This is a genomic window from Mesorhizobium sp. Pch-S (assembly GCF_004136315.1).
Taxonomy (GTDB): domain Bacteria; phylum Pseudomonadota; class Alphaproteobacteria; order Rhizobiales; family Rhizobiaceae; genus Mesorhizobium.
This window is the reverse complement of record NZ_CP029562.1, coordinates 4,960,230-4,976,647: the sequence shown is the minus strand read 5'-3', so window position 1 is coordinate 4,976,647 and position 16,418 is coordinate 4,960,230. Positions and strand designations below refer to the sequence as shown.

Here is a 16,418-nt window from a genome sequence, read left to right as displayed (position 1 = left end):
TGCAAATGAGAATTAGTCGCAACTAGGAGGCATTCATGCATGATGGGATGAGACGGTCGATCCTGGCCGCAGCGATGGGAATGGCCGTCAGTGCCGTCCTGGCGATCGCACCGGCGGCCGCGCAGGAGAAATTCAAGGCCGTTACCACCTTCACGGTCATCGCCGACATGGCGAAGAATGTCGCCGGCGATGCCGCCATCGTGGAATCGATCACCAGACCAGGCGCCGAGATCCACAATTATGCGCCGACGCCGGGCGACATCCAGCGCGCGCAGGGCGCGAAGCTGATCCTTTGGAACGGCCTCAATCTCGAATTGTGGTTCGAGAAGTTCTTCCAGAACCTGCATGACGTGCCGAGCGCTGTCGTTTCTCAAGGTGTCGAGCCGATGGGCATCACTGAAGGGCCCTACACCGGCAAGCCCAATCCGCACGCCTGGATGTCGCCCAAGAACGCGCTGATCTACGTCGACAACATCCGCGACGCCTTCATCAAGAACGATCCGGCCAATGTCGATACCTATCGGGCCAATGCCGAGGCCTACAAGCAGAAGATCGAGGCGACGATTGCGCCGATCCGCCAGAAGCTCGAGGAGATCCCGCAGGACAAGCGCTGGCTGGTGTCGAGCGAGGGCGCCTTCAGCTACCTGGCCCGCGACTTCGGCATGCAGGAGCTTTATCTGTGGCCGATCAATGCCGACCAGCAGGGAACGCCGCAGCAGGTCCGCAAGGTGATCGATGCCGTCAAGGCGAACGGGATCGTCGCGGTCTTTTCCGAGAGTACTGTTTCCGACAAGCCCGCACGGCAGGTGGCCCGCGAGACCGGCGCGCATTATGGCGGCGTGCTCTATGTCGATTCGCTCAGCGAAGCGGACGGTCCGGTGCCGACCTATATCGACCTGCTGCGCGTCACCTCAGACACCTTGCGGCAGGGTCTGGCCGAAGGCCTCTCGCAATGACGGCTGCCTTCAAGATCATCGCCCAGCCGGCCTCGCCGGCTGGCATCTCCGTCAAGGACGCGACCGTCACCTATCGCAACGGCCAGACCGCGATGCGTGATGCCAGCTTCGAGGTCCCGACCGGCACGATCACGGCGCTGGTCGGCGTCAACGGCTCGGGCAAGTCGACCCTGTTCAAGGCGATCATGGGCTTCGTGCGGCTGGCCAAAGGCAGCATCCAGGTGCTCGGCATGCCCGTCGCCGAGGCACTGCGCAGCAACCTGGTCGCCTATGTGCCGCAGGCCGAGGAGGTCGACTGGAACTTTCCGGTCCTGGTCGAGGATGTCGTCATGATGGGCCGCTACGGCCACATGAACATGATGCGCATTCCGAAGGCTGCCGACCGTGAGGCGGTCTCTGCGGCATTGGCCCGTGTCGGCATGTCGGAGTTCCGCAAACGCCAGATCGGCGAACTGTCGGGCGGGCAGAAGAAGCGCGTCTTCCTGGCGCGTGCGCTGGCGCAGGACGGGCGCGTCATCCTGCTCGACGAACCGTTCACCGGCGTCGACGTCAAGACCGAGGACGCCATCATCGACCTGTTGCGCGCCTTGCGCGACGAGGGTCGCGTCATGCTGGTGTCGACGCACAATCTCGGCAGCGTGCCGGAATTCTGCGACCGCACCGTGCTTTTGAAAAACACCGTGCTTGCCTCCGGCCCGACCGCCGAGACCTTCACCCAGGCCAATCTGGAGAAGGCCTTCGGCGGTGTGCTGCGCCATTTCGTTCTCGGTGGCGCTGGACTGCATGAGGACAAAGACCGACGCCGCCTGGCCGTCATCACCGATGACGAGCGGCCGCTGGTCTTCTACGGCGAACCCGGGGCCATGCAGCAGCAGTTCAGGGAGGACAGCGAATGAGCGCGCTGCTCCTCGAGCCCTTCGGCTACCAGTACATGCTCAACGCGATGTGGGTTTCGGCGCTCGTCGGCGGCGTGTGCGCCTTCCTCTCCTGCTATCTCATGCTGAAAGGCTGGTCGCTGATCGGCGACGCGCTCTCGCATTCGATCGTGCCGGGTGTCGCGGGTGCCTACATGCTGGGGCTGCCCTTCTCGATCGGTGCCTTCTTCTCCGGCGGTCTCGCCGCCGCTGCGATGCTTTTCCTCAACCAGCGCACCAAGCTGAAGGAAGATGCCATCATCGGCCTGATCTTCTCCTCTTTCTTCGGGCTCGGCCTGTTCATGGTCTCGCTGTCGCCGACCTCCGTGAACATTCAGACCATCGTGCTTGGCAACATCCTTGCCATCACGCCTGAAGACACGCTGCAGCTGGCCATCATCGGTTTCGTCTCGCTGGCCATCCTGCTGCTGAAATGGAAGGACCTGATGGTCGTCTTCTTCGACGAAAGCCATGCGCGCTCGATCGGCCTCAACCCGGCGGCGCTCAAGATCATGTTCTTCACCCTGCTGTCGGCATCGACGGTTGCCGCGCTGCAGACGGTCGGCGCCTTCCTGGTGATCTGCATGGTGGTGACGCCGGGTGCCACGGCCTATCTGTTGACCGATCGCTTCCCCCGCCTGCTTGTGATCGCCGTAGTCATCGGGGCTGCCACCAGCTTCATCGGCGCCTATGCCAGCTACTTCCTCGATGGGGCGACCGGCGGCATCATCGTGGTTCTGCAGACGCTGATCTTTCTGACCGCCTTCGTCTTCGCACCCAAGCACGGCATGCTGGCAGCGCGCCGGCGCGCCGCCCAGGCGCTGGAAAGGACAGCCTGACCATGTTGGATACCTTGCTCGCTCCCTTCCAGTTCGATTTCATGATCAATGCGATGGTCATTGCGGTTCTGGTTGCGGTTCCCACCGCCCTGCTCTCCTGCTTCCTCGTGCTCAAGGGCTGGTCGCTGATGGGCGACGCCATCAGCCACGCCGTCTTTCCCGGCGTGGTGCTCGCCTACATTGTCGGCCTGCCCTACGCGGTCGGCGCCTTCGCGGCCGGCATGATCTGTGCGCTCGCCACCGGCTTCCTCAAGGACAACAGCCGCATCAAGCAGGACACGGTGATGGGCATCGTGTTTTCCGGCATGTTCGGGCTTGGACTGGTACTCTACGTCAAGATCCAGTCCGAGGTTCATCTCGACCATATCCTGTTCGGTGACATCCTCGGCATCGGCCTGCGCGACATCGTCGAAACAGCCGTCGTCGCGGCGATAACCGCCGGCATCATCGGCCTCAAATGGCGCGACTTCCTGCTGCATGCCTTCGACCCGGCGCAGGCGAGAGCCGTCGGGCTGCGGGTACAGCTGCTGCACTACGGCCTGCTGTGCCTGATCTCGCTGACCATTGTCGGCGCACTGAAAGCTGTCGGCATCATCCTCGCCATCGCCATGCTGATCGCGCCCGGCGCTATCGCCTTCCTGCTGACCACGCGCTTCAGCGCCATGCTCTGGCTTTCGGTGGTGATCGCGGTCGGCGCGTCATTGCTGGGGGTCTACCTGTCGTTCTTCATCGACAGCGCACCCGCGCCGACCATCGTGCTGCTGCTGACAGTCCTGTTCATCATGGCGTTCCTCGTCACCAGCCTGCGGGCCGCACGGGCAGAGACCAGCCATATCGCAGGCTGACGAGGCCTGCGGTCCTCGGCCGGAGCAAGCGAGAGCCGATTGCCGTTCGCGCCAAACCGCAAACCGCTCCAGAGCGTTTCCGCTTTTCACGGAAACGCTCTAAGATTTTGTTTTCAATGCATTTTTGTAACGCCAAATGGTCCCACTTGGCTACAAAATGCTCTAGCTTCTGTTCCGGCCCCGCTTCAGGGGCCGCACATAGATTTCGAGCTTGTGGCTGACGATGGTGAAACCATGCTTGCGGGCGATCTCCTCCTGCAGGCGCTCGATTTCCTCGGACTGAAATTCGATGACGGTTCCGGTTTCCACATTGATGAAATGGTCATGGTGTTCGCGCGGCGTGGTCTCGTAGCGGGCACGGCCATCGCCGAAGGTGTGGCGCTCCAGGACGCCCTTCTCGCGCAGCAGGTTGACCGTACGGTAGACCGTGGCGAGTGAAATCGTCGGTTCGAGCGCGGTGACGCGGCGGTGCAATTCGACGACGTCGGGATGATCGCTCGACTCGAACAGGACCTGCATGATGATTCGGCGCGGGCCGGTCAGGCGCAAGCCGAACTCCCGGCAAAGATCCGCGATGTTCCGTTCCAACCTGTGGGTCTCCCCTTGCTCGGCTTTTGACAGGCTTTCGCCGATTGGGCTTTCCTATCTCAGATGCGTCGCATTCGCAAAAAACATTGCCGTGCTTTGAGAGTGACAGAGCAACGGCACGGAACCAAGGTCCCGCAACCAGGGAGCATCCGCATATTGACATAAAGATGTCTTTATGTGATTAGTTTTGGCGACGTCGTTCCTGGAATGAAGAGTGTCGCAATATGTCTTCGGTCGATGAGCTCTTCGGCCCGCTGTCGTCACGTCCTGACGGCTCGGAAATTCTCGCAGCACTGCAGGCTGCCGCGCGCGAGCGCATCCTTGTGCTCGACGGCGCGATGGGCACGCAGATCCAGGGGCTCGGCTTTGGCGAGGACCACTTCCGCGGTGACCGCTTCAGCGGCTGCGCCTGCCATCAGCAGGGCAACAACGACCTGCTGATCCTGTCTCAGCCCAAGGCCATCGAAGACATCCACTACGCCTATGCCAAGGCCGGTGCCGACATCGTCGAGACCAACACCTTCTCGTCCACGTCGATCGCGCAGGCCGACTACGGCATGGAGGACATGGTCTACGAGCTGAACCGCGACGGTGCGCGGCTGGTGCGGCGCGCCTTGCGCCGGGCCGAACAGGAAGACGGCAGGCGCCGCTTAGTCGCCGGCGCGCTGGGTCCCACCAACCGCACCGCGTCGATCTCGCCGGACGTCAACAATCCGGGCTACCGCGCCGTCACCTTCGACGACCTGCGCCTCGCCTATGGCGAACAGTTGCGCGGGCTGATCGACGGCGGCGCCGACATCATCCTGATCGAAACCATCTTCGACACGCTCAACGCCAAGGCCGCCATCTTCGCCTGCGAGGAGATTTATGCTGAGAAGGGCATCCGGCTGCCGATCATGATCTCCGGCACGATCACCGACCTGTCCGGCCGCACGCTTTCGGGCCAGACGCCGACGGCCTTCTGGCATTCCGTGCGGCATGCCCTGCCCTTCACCATCGGCCTGAACTGCGCGCTGGGTGCTGCCGCCATGCGTCCGCACCTGGCGGAACTGTCGTCTGTGGCCGAGACCTTCACCTGCGCCTATCCGAATGCCGGACTGCCGAACGCATTCGGTCAATATGACGAAAGCCCGGAGTTCATGGCCGGCCAGGTCGAGGACTTCGCGCGCGAAGGGCTGGTCAATGTGGTCGGCGGCTGCTGCGGCTCGACGCCGGAACATATCGCGGCGATCGCGGACGCGGTCTCCCGGTACGCGCCGCGCGGGCTGCCGAAACGATCGCCGCAGATGCGCCTGTCAGGCCTGGAACCGTTCACGCTGACCAAGGACATTCCCTTCGTCAACGTCGGCGAACGCACCAACGTCACCGGCTCCGCGAAATTCAGGAAACTGATCACCGGCGGCGACTACGCGGCCGCCCTCGACGTTGCACGCGACCAGGTCGCCAACGGCGCGCAGGTCATCGACATCAACATGGACGAAGGCCTGATCGACTCGCAAAAGGCGATGGTCGAGTACCTCAACCTGGTCGCCGCAGAGCCCGACATCGCCCGTGTGCCGGTGATGATCGATTCCTCGAAATGGGACGTCATCGAGGCCGGCTTGAAATGCGTGCAGGGCAAGGCCATCGTCAATTCGATTTCGATGAAGGAAGGCGAAGCGGCCTTCCTGCATCACGCCCGGCTGTGCCGCATGTATGGCGCCGCCGTCGTGGTGATGGCGTTCGACGAGGTCGGCCAGGCCGACACCCGGGCGCGCAAGGTCGAGATCTGCACACGAGCCTACAAACTGCTCACGGAACAGGCCGGCTTCGCGCCGGAGGACATCATCTTCGATCCGAACGTCTTCGCGGTCGCCACCGGCATCGAGGAGCACGACAATTACGGCGTCGACTTCATCGAGGCGACGGGAGAAATCATCGCAACGCTGCCGCATGTCCATATCTCCGGCGGCATCTCCAACCTGTCCTTCTCGTTCCGCGGCAACGAGCCTGTGCGGGAGGCCATGCACGCCGTGTTCCTCTACCACGCCATCCAGCGCGGCATGGACATGGGCATCGTCAATGCCGGGCAATTGGCCGTCTACGAATCGATCGATCCCGAACTGCGCGAGGCCTGCGAGGACGTCGTGCTCAACCGCCAGCCCAAGGCGGGCGGCACCGCGACCGAGCGCATGCTGGAGATCGCCGAGCGCTACAAGGGTACGGCCGGCAAGGAAGCCAAGGAAAAAGACCTGGCCTGGCGCGAGTGGCCAGTCGAACAGCGGATCTCGCATGCGCTGGTCAACGGCATCACCGAGTTCATTGATGCCGACACCGACGAGGCCCGGCTGAAGGCCGAACGCCCCCTGCATGTCATCGAAGGCCCTTTGATGGCTGGCATGAATGTCGTCGGCGACCTGTTTGGCGCAGGCAAGATGTTCCTGCCGCAGGTGGTGAAGTCCGCCCGCGTGATGAAACAGGCCGTCGCCGGATTGCTGCCGCACATGGAGGCCGAGAAACTCGCCAATGCCGCCGCCGGCATCGACAATGGCGAACGCCAGAGCGCCGGCAAGATCCTGATGGCCACCGTCAAGGGCGACGTGCACGACATCGGCAAGAACATCGTCGGCGTGGTCCTGGCCTGCAACAATTACGAGATCATCGATCTCGGCGTCATGGTGCCGGCAACCAGGATCCTGGAGACGGCGCGCACCGAAAAGGTCGACGTGATCGGCCTCTCCGGCCTGATCACCCCGTCGCTCGACGAGATGGTGCATATGGCCTCGGAGATGGAGCGCGAGGGTTTCGACATCCCGCTGCTGATCGGCGGTGCAACGACCAGCCGCGTCCACACCGCCGTCAAGATCCATCCGCGCTACCAGAAGGGACAGGCCGTCTATGTCACCGATGCCAGCCGCGCGGTCGGCGTCGTTTCCAGCCTGCTCTCCCCCGACATGAAGGCCGGATATGTCGAGACGATCCAGGCAGAGTATCGCAAGGTGACAGAGGCGCATGAGCGCTCGGAACGCGAAAAGCAACGGCTGCCGCTGGCCAGGGCGCGCGCCAACGCCCACAAGGTCGATTGGACCGCTTACCAGCCGCCGAAGCCGTCTTTTCTTGGAACCCGGGTGTTCGAAAGCTGGGACCTGGCCGAACTCGCCCGCTACATCGACTGGACGCCCTTCTTCCAGACCTGGGAACTGAAGGGGCGCTATCCCAGGATCCTCGAGGACGAAAAGCAGGGGCCGGCGGCGCGGCAATTGTTCGACGACGCGCAGGCGATGCTGAAGAAGATCATCGACGAGAAGTGGTTCGCGCCGAAAGCCATTCTCGGCTTCTGGCCCGCCAACACGACAGGCGATGATATCCAGCTGTTTGCCGACGAGGCCCGGGACAGCGAGCTCGCCACCTTCTTCACGCTGCGCCAGCAGCTGAGCAAGCGCGACGGCAAACCGAATGTCGCGCTCTCGGATTTCGTGGCACCGCTGGACAGCGGCAAGCCGGACTATATCGGTGGTTTCGTGGTGACGGCGGGCATCGAGGAAGTGGCCATCGCCGAACGCTTTGAGCGCGCCAACGACGATTACAATTCGATCCTGGTCAAGGCACTGGCGGACCGTTTCGCCGAGGCCTTTGCCGAGCGCCTGCACGAGAAGGTGCGCAAGGAATATTGGGGTTATGCACCCGACGAGAACCTCGCGCCGGACGACCTGATCGGCGAGCCCTACCAGGGCATCCGCCCGGCCCCCGGCTATCCGGCCCAACCGGACCATACCGAGAAGGTGACGTTGTTCGATCTGCTGCAGGCGGAGGAGCGGATTGGGGTGCGCCTGACCGAGAGCATGGCGATGTGGCCCGGCTCGTCGGTTTCCGGCCTCTACCTCGCGCATCCCGAGAGCTATTATTTCGGCGTCGCCAAGGTCGAACGTGACCAGGTCGAGGACTATGCCAGGCGCAAGGACATGAGTGTCGCGGATGTCGAGCGCTGGCTTGGGCCGATCCTCAACTATGTGCCCTCGCCTCTTGCCGAGGCCGCCGAGTAATTCCGGCCTGTCGTCTTTGCACTGCGCCGATGTCGCTTTCGTCATCGCACCGGCGCGGCGTCCGTGATCAGATCGGCACGTTCAAGGTGCTCTCCGGCGAACCCCGCCGGAGGGATAATTGGGAAGCCGGTTTGACGCCGGCGCTGCCCCCGCAACGGTAGCGAAGCTTCTGTCTCGACGACAGACCACTGGGCGAAAGCCTGGGAAGGTGTCGAGACGGTCCACAAGGACAGCTTCGGAGCCCGGAAACCAGCCCTGGACTTTTTGGAACTCGACTGATCGCGGTGGGCGGTCAAGAGGCAGAAAGCCGTGCGCCGGTCAAAGACCGTCCAACATGGCCATCTACCCTCCATCACCACCAGTTCAGTCCTTTGACGAGGACAGGACATGGACGCACGTCATGAAATGCTGAAGCTCATCCGCGCGAGGCGCGATGGCTTCTCGCTGGAACAGCCCTTCTACACCGATCCGGATTTCTTCAAGCTCGACATGGAGCTGATCTGGTACCGCGACTGGCTGTTCGTCGGACATGATTGCGAGATCGCCAAGCCGGGCAGTTTCTTCACCGTCCAGATCGGCGCCTACCCGATCGTTCTGGTGCGTGACCGCGAGAACAAGATCCGCGCCTTCCACAATTCCTGCCGCCATCGCGGCAGCCGCGTCTGCACCGTCGACAAAGGCACCTCTGCCCGTCTGGTCTGCCCCTACCATCAGTGGACCTACGACCTCGACGGCAAGCTTCTGTTCGCCCGGCAGATGGCCGAAGGCTTCGACCGCAACGACTACGGGCTGAAGCCGGTCGCCTGCGAAAGCGCCGGCGGCTACATCTTCGTCTGCCTGGCCGACCAGCCGGCGGACTTCGCTCCCTTCCGCCAGATGATGGAGCCCTACTTCCTGCCGCATCGCCTGGCCGACGCCAAGATCGCCTTCGAAAGCACGATCGTCGAAAAGGGCAACTGGAAGCTGGTCTGGGAAAACAACCGCGAATGCTACCATTGCGCGGGTAACCATCCGGAGCTCTGCAAGACCTTCCCTGAAGCGCCGACCGTGACCGGCGTCAACGGTGTCGAGGATGACCCCGAGTTGCTGGAACACTGGGCACGCTGCGAAGCCGACGGGCTGCCTTCGCGCTTCGTCATCGATACGGCCGGTCAGTACCGCACGACACGGGCGCCACTGCTTCCACATGCGGTGAGCTACACCATGACCGGCCAGCGCGCCGTGCAGCGCAACCTGTCCGACGGTGTCGCCACCGACCGCATCGGCACCCTGATGCTCTACCACTATCCGACGACCTGGAACCACATACTGGGCGATCACGCGGTGACGTTCCGCGTTCTCCCGATCAGCGCCACCGAGACGGCGGTGACCACCAAATGGCTGGTGCACAAGGATGCCGTGGAAGGCGTCGACTACGACCTGCAGAACCTGATCCACGTCTGGACGCTGACCAATGACGAGGATCGCCGCATCGTCGAGGAGAACGCGTTCGGTATCAACTCGCCGGCCTACCAGCCGGGCCCGTATTCCGAATTGCATGAAGGCGGCGTGATCCAGTTCGTCGAATGGTATGCGCGCTTCATGGAGCCCCGGCTCACCGAGGGCGAAAGACCAGCGCTGCGCAGCGTCGCTTGAGGCCGCTCCAATGAACGCCGTTACGAGCATCCACCTCTATCGCCATCTCGACGAGATGGTGCCATGGGACGATCGCCTGCAGGTGCTGGAAGTGGCCGGCATCACCGACGAAGCGCCTGACGTGAAGACCTTCACCTTCCGCTCGGATGCGCAGACCTGGTTCCGCTACAAGCCGGGCCAGTTCATCACGCTGGAGTTGCCGACAGCCGACGGTCCGCTGATGCGCACCTATACGCTGGCCTCGTCCCCGTCGCGACCGCTCTCGATCTCCATAACCGTCAAGGCGCAGGCCGGCAGCATCGGCACGCGTTGGATGTTCGACAATCTCAAGCGCGGGTCGCGCATCAAGGCGCGCGGCCCGGCGGGCGATTTCTCGCACCACAACCATGCCGCAGCGAAGTATCTTTTCATTTCGGCGGGCTCCGGCATCACGCCGATGATGTCGATGCTGCGCTGGCTGAACGACTGCGCACCATGGACGGACATCGCCTTCGTCAACTGCGCCCGGCGGCCGGAAGAGATCATCTTCCGCAAGGAACTGGAGCTGCTCGGCGCCAACATGCCCGGCCTGTCGCTCGGTTTCATGATCGAGGAGCGGTCGAGCCGCGAAAGCTGGTTCGGCCATATGGGACGGATCGATGCCGTCAGGTTGCCGCTTTTGTCACCCGACTTCCACGAACGCGAGGTGTTCTGCTGCGGACCGGATCCGTTCATGCGCGCCGTGCGCACCATGCTGGAAGCCACCGGCTTCGACATGGCCCACTATCATCAGGAGAGTTTCGGCGCTCCGCCAGTGGAGGTGCCATCACCGGGAGCGGCGGAGGCGAACCCTGCACAACCTGCCGAGGCGGCACTCCCGGTCCGCTTCGCCAGTTCCGATGTCGATGGGCACTGTGTCCCCGGTCAGACAGTGCTTCAGGCCGCGCGTGCCAGCGGCGTTCGCATCTCGGCGGCCTGCGAGTTCGGCCTGTGCGGCACCTGTCGTGTCCGGAAGGTCTCGGGCAACGTGGAGATGAACCACAACGGCGGCATCCTCGATGAGGAGATCGCTGACGGCTACATCCTCGCCTGCTGCTCGAAACCGCTCACTCCACTGGAGATCGAGGCATGACCACCCGCGACGACGAAAAAATGGTCGCGACGCGACCGCATAAGGTCGACGCCAAGACGATGGCAGCGATCTCGCCGCTGCCGCCGCCGGAAGAAGTCTTTGCCGACTGGCTGATGTCCGTGCCGCCAGGCATCTGTCTCGAGATTGCCGCGCAACGACAGATCGAGCTGATCGATCGTCGTGGGTCACTCCACCCGGGCGTTGCGGTGCTTCGCAGTCTTCTGGCGGCTGTCGCCTGCTCGGACGACTGGCCCAGACCCGTTCCCAATCTTTGAAGATCAGACCCAACCCTACGCCAGCCCTCCCAAGCCAATGATGAGCAGCCAGCGATGAGCATCTTGCATCTTCAACAGACATCCGCCGCCGATGACAGGATCGGCGACCTGATCGCAGCGCACCGGCCGGGTCATGGCCTGGTCCGGCCGTTCTACATGGATCCCGCGATCTTCGAGCGCGACATGGAACGCCTGTTTCGCCGGCACTGGCATTGCCTGGCGCATGCGAGCGTCATTCCCAATGCAGGCGACTTCGAGCTGTTCCGGCTGGGCGACGAGCAGATCATCCTGACACGTGCCGCCGATGGCGCGATCCACGCGATGCTCAATGTGTGCCGGCATCGCGGCGCCGAGGTCTGCACCAAGCCGAAGGGCAACGCACGCTTCTTCGTCTGCCCGTACCACGCCTGGACCTACAGCAATGACGGCTCGCTGCGCGCCGCGCGGCTGATGCCGAAGGACTTCGACCGCAACGAACACGGGCTGAAGAAATTGCACGTTCGGGTCGCGTCCGGGCTCGTCTTCATCTCCTTCGCCGAGACGCCGCTCGACTTCGATCCGATCGAGCAATCACTGCGCACCAGTTGCGGCCAGTATGGCTGGGGCGAAGCGAAGGTGGCGCATCGCGAACTCTATCCGCTGCAGGCCAACTGGAAGCTGGCTGTCGAAAACTACGTCGAGTGTTATCATTGCGGACCGGCTCATCCCGAATATTCCCAGACCCATGCCCTGGAGCAGCCGCTCGAGATGATCGAGAAGCTCAACCAGGCAATGGAGGCGCGGACCTGCGCGCTGGGTATCGACGTGGTCAGCGGCGATCGCTGGCAGAACTCGGCAGCGGGTCAGGAGGCGATCCACACGTTCCGCTATGCACTCTATGACGGCGTCTCCACCGGCAGCCAGGACGGCAAGCCGATTGCGCCGCTGATGGGCCGGTTCAGCGAGTATGACGGCGGCGTCACCTCGATCCATCTCGGCGGCAGCACCTTCCTCGTCTGCTACCCCGATCATGGCATGATCTACCGCTTCATTCCGAAGACCGCCGATACATGCGAGATGGAGCTGATCTGGCTCGTGCGTGGCGACGCCGAGGAAGGCCGTGACTACGACCTGGAAAAGCTGACCTGGCTCTGGAAGGTCACCACCGAGGAGGACAAGAAGATCATCGAGCACACCGCGCGCGGCGTGCGCTCGCACTATTTCGTGCCCGGCCCGATCGCGCCGATGGAGAACAACGAGCTTCGCTACATCAACTGGTATCTGGAGGAGATCGCCCGTCCGTAGCGAATGACTCGGCTGGAAATCGAACAGGGAGGATAGGATGAGCAGGAACAGAGGCGTGGTCTATCTCGGCCCAGGCAGGGTCGAAGTCCAGGACATCGAGGATCCCAAATTCGCAGCCCCGGATGGCCGGCGCATCGAGCATGCGGTGATCCTCAAGGTGGTTTCGACCAACATCTGCGGGTCCGATCAGCACATGGTTCGCGGTCGCACCACGGCCGAGGCAGGCCTGGTACTCGGCCACGAGATCACCGGCGAGGTGATCGAAAAAGGCAGCGACGTCGAAATGCTCGAGGTCGGCGATATCGTCTCCGTGCCCTTCAACGTAGCCTGCGGACGTTGCCGCTGCTGCAAGGGACAGGACACGGGCGTGTGCCTGACCGTGAATCCGTCCCGCGCCGGCGGCGCGTATGGCTATGTCGACATGGGCGGCTGGATCGGTGGTCAGGCCCGCTACGTCATGGTGCCCTATGCCGACTTCAACCTGCTGAAGTTCCCCGATCGCGACCGTGCGATGGAAAAGATCCGCGATCTGACCATGCTGTCCGATATCCTGCCGACCGGCTTCCATGGCGCTGTCCGCGCCGGCGCCGGTGTCGGCTCAATCGTCTATGTTGCCGGAGCCGGACCGGTTGGCCTCGCCGCGGCCGCTTCGGCGCGAATCCTGGGTGCTGCCGTGGTCATGGTCGGCGACTTCAACAAGGAGCGGCTTGCCCATGCCGCCAGGGTGGGTTTCGAAGCCGTCGATCTTTCCAAAAGCGACAGGCTGGGCGACATGATCGCTGAAATCACCGGCTCCAACGAAGTCGATTGCGCGATCGACGCGGTCGGTTTCGAGGCCCGCGGCCATAGCGGCGGCGAGCAGCCGGCGATCGTGCTGAACCAAATGATGGAGATCACCCGTGCTGCCGGCTCGATCGGCATTCCCGGGCTCTATGTGACGGAAGACCCAGGTGCCGTCGACGCGGCTGCCAAGCACGGCAGCCTCTCGCTGCGTCTTGGACTCGGCTGGGCCAAGGCGCAATCCTTCCACACCGGGCAGACGCCGGTGCTCAAATACAATCGGCAATTGATGCAGGCCATCCTGCATGACCGCCTGCCGATCGCCGATATCGTCAACGCCAGGGTGATCTCGCTCGAGGACGCCGCGCGAGGCTACGAGAGCTTCGACCAGGGCGCGGCGGTCAAGTACGTGCTTGACCCGCATGGCGATATTTCGAAAGCTGCCTGATCGGTACGACCTAAAAATGTCGCAGCCTTGGCGCAGGCTTTGGGAGAACCGGTGGCCTGCGCCGCTTTCCGATGGGAACGGGAGGCTGCCGGATTGTGTTCGAGCCAGGAGATAGATCCATGAATTCCCCAGCAAAGCTGCGCGTGGGTTTTATCCTCGGCCGCTCCTTCACCCTGTCGGCCTTCGCGCTGTTCATCGACACGCTGCGGCTGGCAAGCGACGAACTCGACCGGTCGGGTCGCGTCAGCGCGGACTGGCATGTGCTGGCAAGTTCGAAGAACCCCGTGAAATCGAGCTGCGGCGTGCAGGTCGTTCCGACGTCCGGTTTCGTGGACCCGGCCCATTTCAGCCATATCGTGGTGGTCGGCGGACTGCTCAATGTGGAGGAGCCCGTCGATGCCGAGACGACGCGTTATCTGCGTCGCGCTGCAGCAGCAAACGTACCGCTCATTGGCCTGTGCACCGGCACGTTCATCCTGGCTGATGCCGGTCTCATGAAGAACCACGAGTGCTGTGTCAGCTGGCTCCATGCGCGCGACTTCCAGGACCGGTTTCCCGACCATGTCGTCCGCTCGGACAGGATCTTCCATCTCGACGAGAACCGTGGCTCGTGCGCCGGCGGCAGCAGCGCGGCCGACATGGCGGCGCTGATCGTGCGCAGCCACATCAGCGAGGATGCCGAACGCAACGCGCTGGAAGTCCTCCAGATCGACCACGCCCGCTCCCCCTTCCATCTGCAGGCGAGGCGCACATTTGCCGACGAAGCGGAGGACGTCCGTATCAAGGCGACGCTGCTGGCGATGGAGCAGCATATCAACGACCGCATCCCGATCACCCAACTGGCACGGCAAGTAGGCGTGAGCCGGCGCCAACTCGAGCGCCTTTTCAAGGAAAAGGCGGGAATGTCGCCAGCCAATGCCTACAAGCGCGTGCGGCTGATCCATGCCAAGGCGCTTGTCGCAAACACCGATGCTTCCATGCTGGAGATTGCCCTGGAAGCGGGATTCGAAAGTGCCTCGCACTTTGCCAGGACCTTCAAGAAGTTCCACGGCCAGAGCCCGTCGGAGCTGCGGACGGCAGCTATCCATATCTGACGGGCCATATCTGACAGGAAAGTCCGCGCGAAACCGCAATGGCGGGTTCACGGGATTTGTTGGCAGGGGCGCGAGAGCAGCCCGGACGCCGCTGTGGCATGCTTGGGATATCGCTCATGCCATCGGCAGGTCCGCCGATCGACCTGGTCAGCTGAAGGAAACAGATCAATGTTCCTGGACGATACGCGCTTCCCGCTTGTCTTCGCGCGGGAGGAAGGACAATCGCCTGCCTCGATCCTCGCCGAACTCGAAGGGCTTCTGGACCGGCAGGCGCCGTTCGTCCTGATCACCGATCACGCACCGGACGACCATCACGCGGAAACAGCCGAGGAGCGCAGGGAAAAGGCCCTGTTCTTCAAGCGGACAAAGGATCGTTTCAGGAAGTACTGCCGTGCCATGATCGTGATCGAGGGCAAGAAACCCACCAGCGCGGCGGTGCGGCTGGCGGCGGTGACCGCGAGCAAGGCGTTCGGCTTCTCCGTTCTTTTTGAGACGGACGAGAGGCGAGCGGCAGCCAGAGGCATGCTTGTGCTGCTCGAGGCGCGTGCCGGATGATAGGCTCCCTGAGCCTCGATGACATGCCGCACAGGTTTGGGATACGCTGTCGGCTTGGCTGACCCGGATCGGGAGAAGCAGGTGGATTTTCCGCGAATACAGGGCTTCAGACACGTGGATGATGTGCCACGCCCCGTCTTCAGCCTGATCACCGAAACGACTTTCGTCGGCGAGACGGAGCCCCACCATCACGACAAGGCGCAGCTGATGTGTGTCATCAGCGGCGTGCTGACGATGCGGGCCGCCGGCGGGCTCTGGACCGTCCCGCCGCATTGCGCCATGTGGATACCGGGCGATGTCTCCCATGCCGGCCGGGTCGCGGGACATATCAAGATCCTCAACCTCTACATCGATGCTGACCTGGCCGCTTCGCTCGACCAGGATTGCGGCATCCTGTTCGTCCAGCCTTTCCTGCACGAGCTCATCCTGCGGTTCGACTGCGAGATGCCATCGGCCGCAATGGGCCGCGAGCGCGAGGGAAGGCTCATCGCCGTGCTGCTCGACGAACTGGCGACCGCAACGCTGGAACCGATCCATCTGCCCATGCCGAACGACAGGAGGCTTCTGCGGCTGACCAAGGCGATGATCGAGCATCCGGACCAGCGCTTCACGATCGACGAGTGGGGCGCCCGCGTCGGCGCCAGCAACAGGACGTTGAGCCGGCTGTTCCAGCGGGAAACCGGCATGTCGTTCGTTCGCTGGCGCCAACAGCTTCATATCGGCCTGGCGTTGCAGCGTCTTGGCGAGGGCCAATCGGTCACCAACATCGCCGGCGATCTCGGCTATGACAGCGTCAGCGCATTCATCTCCATGTTCAAGCGCATGTTGGGAACAACCCCGGCACGCTATTTCGAGGAGCTTGCCACAGGCATCCCCGAGGGAAACACGCGCAGGACGCTTGCCCGCGGCGAAGCGGTTGGCCGCGACGCCGCAGAGGCTGAGGCAGCGCCGAACATCATCCCGCTGAAGAAACGACCGGCGTGACGTGATGCTGCGTGCAACTGCACGACAAGCAGGATGGAACCGGGACATGCCGGAGCCGCGAAATCCGACGCTGACGCACGCGATAAAG

At 63.1% G+C, this 16,418-nt stretch carries 14 protein-coding genes and 1 riboswitch; of the genes, 13 read left to right on the top strand and 1 reads right to left on the bottom strand.

Going from position 1 to position 16,418, the window contains the following annotated elements; translation table 11 throughout:
* Positions 1-35: 35 nt before the first annotated feature.
* From C1M53_RS23285 to C1M53_RS23270, 4 genes are read left to right on the top strand one after another with little or no spacing between them, the layout of a single operon-like run.
* A complete protein-coding gene (locus C1M53_RS23285) occupies positions 36-956 on the top strand; it encodes a metal ABC transporter substrate-binding protein (protein WP_129414397.1) in 921 nt (306 codons plus the stop codon).
* Complete coding sequence (locus C1M53_RS23280) at positions 953-1,852, top strand: manganese/iron ABC transporter ATP-binding protein (RefSeq protein WP_129414396.1); 900 nt, start codon at positions 953-955, stop codon at positions 1,850-1,852. The genes C1M53_RS23285 and C1M53_RS23280 overlap by 4 nt, the downstream gene beginning before the upstream one ends.
* A complete protein-coding gene (gene sitC / locus C1M53_RS23275; protein WP_129414395.1) occupies positions 1,849-2,709 on the top strand; it encodes an iron/manganese ABC transporter permease subunit SitC in 861 nt (286 codons plus the stop codon). Before C1M53_RS23280 ends, sitC begins: the two co-directional genes overlap by 4 nt.
* On the top strand, positions 2,706-3,554 hold the full coding sequence (locus C1M53_RS23270) for a metal ABC transporter permease (RefSeq protein WP_129416329.1): 849 nt from the start codon (positions 2,706-2,708) through the stop codon (positions 3,552-3,554). The genes sitC and C1M53_RS23270 overlap by 4 nt, the downstream gene beginning before the upstream one ends.
* 162 nt (positions 3,555-3,716) lie before the next feature.
* Here C1M53_RS23270 and C1M53_RS23265 read toward each other — a convergent pair whose 3' ends face one another.
* Positions 3,717-4,142, bottom strand: coding sequence for a Fur family transcriptional regulator (locus C1M53_RS23265; protein ID WP_245488254.1), 426 nt, complete (start codon positions 4,140-4,142; stop codon positions 3,717-3,719).
* A 224-nt stretch (positions 4,143-4,366) separates the two neighbouring features.
* On the opposite strand from C1M53_RS23265, the gene metH reads away from it, so the two are divergent.
* From metH to C1M53_RS23220, 9 genes are all read left to right on the top strand, one after another.
* Entirely contained in the window at positions 4,367-8,164 is a 3,798-nt protein-coding gene (gene metH / locus C1M53_RS23260; RefSeq protein WP_129414394.1) for a methionine synthase, read from the top strand.
* Positions 8,165-8,231: 67 nt separating this feature from the next.
* A riboswitch (cobalamin riboswitch) is annotated at positions 8,232-8,437 on the top strand.
* A gap of 114 nt (positions 8,438-8,551) precedes the next feature.
* Complete coding sequence (locus tag C1M53_RS23255; RefSeq protein ID WP_129414393.1) at positions 8,552-9,799, top strand: aromatic ring-hydroxylating dioxygenase subunit alpha; 1,248 nt, start codon at positions 8,552-8,554, stop codon at positions 9,797-9,799.
* Positions 9,800-9,809: 10 nt separating this feature from the next.
* Entirely contained in the window at positions 9,810-10,910 is a 1,101-nt protein-coding gene (locus tag C1M53_RS23250) for a hybrid-cluster NAD(P)-dependent oxidoreductase (RefSeq protein ID WP_129414392.1), read from the top strand.
* On the top strand, positions 10,907-11,185 hold the full coding sequence (locus C1M53_RS23245; RefSeq protein WP_129414391.1) for a hypothetical protein: 279 nt from the start codon (positions 10,907-10,909) through the stop codon (positions 11,183-11,185). The genes C1M53_RS23250 and C1M53_RS23245 overlap by 4 nt, the downstream gene beginning before the upstream one ends.
* Positions 11,186-11,239: 54 nt before the next feature.
* Positions 11,240-12,469, top strand: a complete 1,230-nt coding sequence (locus C1M53_RS23240) for an aromatic ring-hydroxylating dioxygenase subunit alpha (RefSeq protein ID WP_129414390.1) — start codon at positions 11,240-11,242, stop codon at positions 12,467-12,469.
* A gap of 37 nt (positions 12,470-12,506) precedes the next feature.
* Entirely contained in the window at positions 12,507-13,697 is a 1,191-nt protein-coding gene (gene fdhA / locus C1M53_RS23235; protein WP_129414389.1) for a formaldehyde dehydrogenase, glutathione-independent, read from the top strand.
* Between the two features lie 119 nt (positions 13,698-13,816).
* Positions 13,817-14,791: a GlxA family transcriptional regulator gene (locus C1M53_RS23230; RefSeq protein WP_129414388.1), complete on the top strand. Its 975-nt coding sequence runs from the start codon at positions 13,817-13,819 to the stop codon at positions 14,789-14,791.
* A 168-nt stretch (positions 14,792-14,959) separates the two neighbouring features.
* Complete coding sequence (locus C1M53_RS23225; RefSeq protein WP_129414387.1) at positions 14,960-15,346, top strand: hypothetical protein; 387 nt, start codon at positions 14,960-14,962, stop codon at positions 15,344-15,346.
* Between the two features lie 123 nt (positions 15,347-15,469).
* Positions 15,470-16,330, top strand: a complete 861-nt coding sequence (locus C1M53_RS23220; RefSeq protein ID WP_245488253.1) for a helix-turn-helix transcriptional regulator — start codon at positions 15,470-15,472, stop codon at positions 16,328-16,330.
* The last annotated feature ends 88 nt before the right edge of the window (positions 16,331-16,418 follow it).

Bases quoted from the DNA above. Each gene is read 5' to 3' on its own strand.
- C1M53_RS23225 (WP_129414387.1), top strand. From the start codon at position 14,960: ATGTTCCTGGACGATACGCGCTTCCCGCTTGTCTTCGCGCGGGAGGAA.
- C1M53_RS23250 (WP_129414392.1), top strand. From the start codon at position 9,810: ATGAACGCCGTTACGAGCATCCACCTCTATCGCCATCTCGACGAGATG.
- C1M53_RS23245 (WP_129414391.1), top strand. From the start codon at position 10,907: ATGACCACCCGCGACGACGAAAAAATGGTCGCGACGCGACCGCATAAG.
- C1M53_RS23280 (WP_129414396.1), top strand. From the start codon at position 953: ATGACGGCTGCCTTCAAGATCATCGCCCAGCCGGCCTCGCCGGCTGGC.
- C1M53_RS23285 (WP_129414397.1), top strand. From the start codon at position 36: ATGCATGATGGGATGAGACGGTCGATCCTGGCCGCAGCGATGGGAATG.
- C1M53_RS23240 (WP_129414390.1), top strand. From the start codon at position 11,240: ATGAGCATCTTGCATCTTCAACAGACATCCGCCGCCGATGACAGGATC.
- C1M53_RS23230 (WP_129414388.1), top strand. From the start codon at position 13,817: ATGAATTCCCCAGCAAAGCTGCGCGTGGGTTTTATCCTCGGCCGCTCC.
- sitC (WP_129414395.1), top strand. From the start codon at position 1,849: ATGAGCGCGCTGCTCCTCGAGCCCTTCGGCTACCAGTACATGCTCAAC.
- fdhA (WP_129414389.1), top strand. From the start codon at position 12,507: ATGAGCAGGAACAGAGGCGTGGTCTATCTCGGCCCAGGCAGGGTCGAA.
- metH (WP_129414394.1), top strand. From the start codon at position 4,367: ATGTCTTCGGTCGATGAGCTCTTCGGCCCGCTGTCGTCACGTCCTGAC.
- C1M53_RS23255 (WP_129414393.1), top strand. From the start codon at position 8,552: ATGGACGCACGTCATGAAATGCTGAAGCTCATCCGCGCGAGGCGCGAT.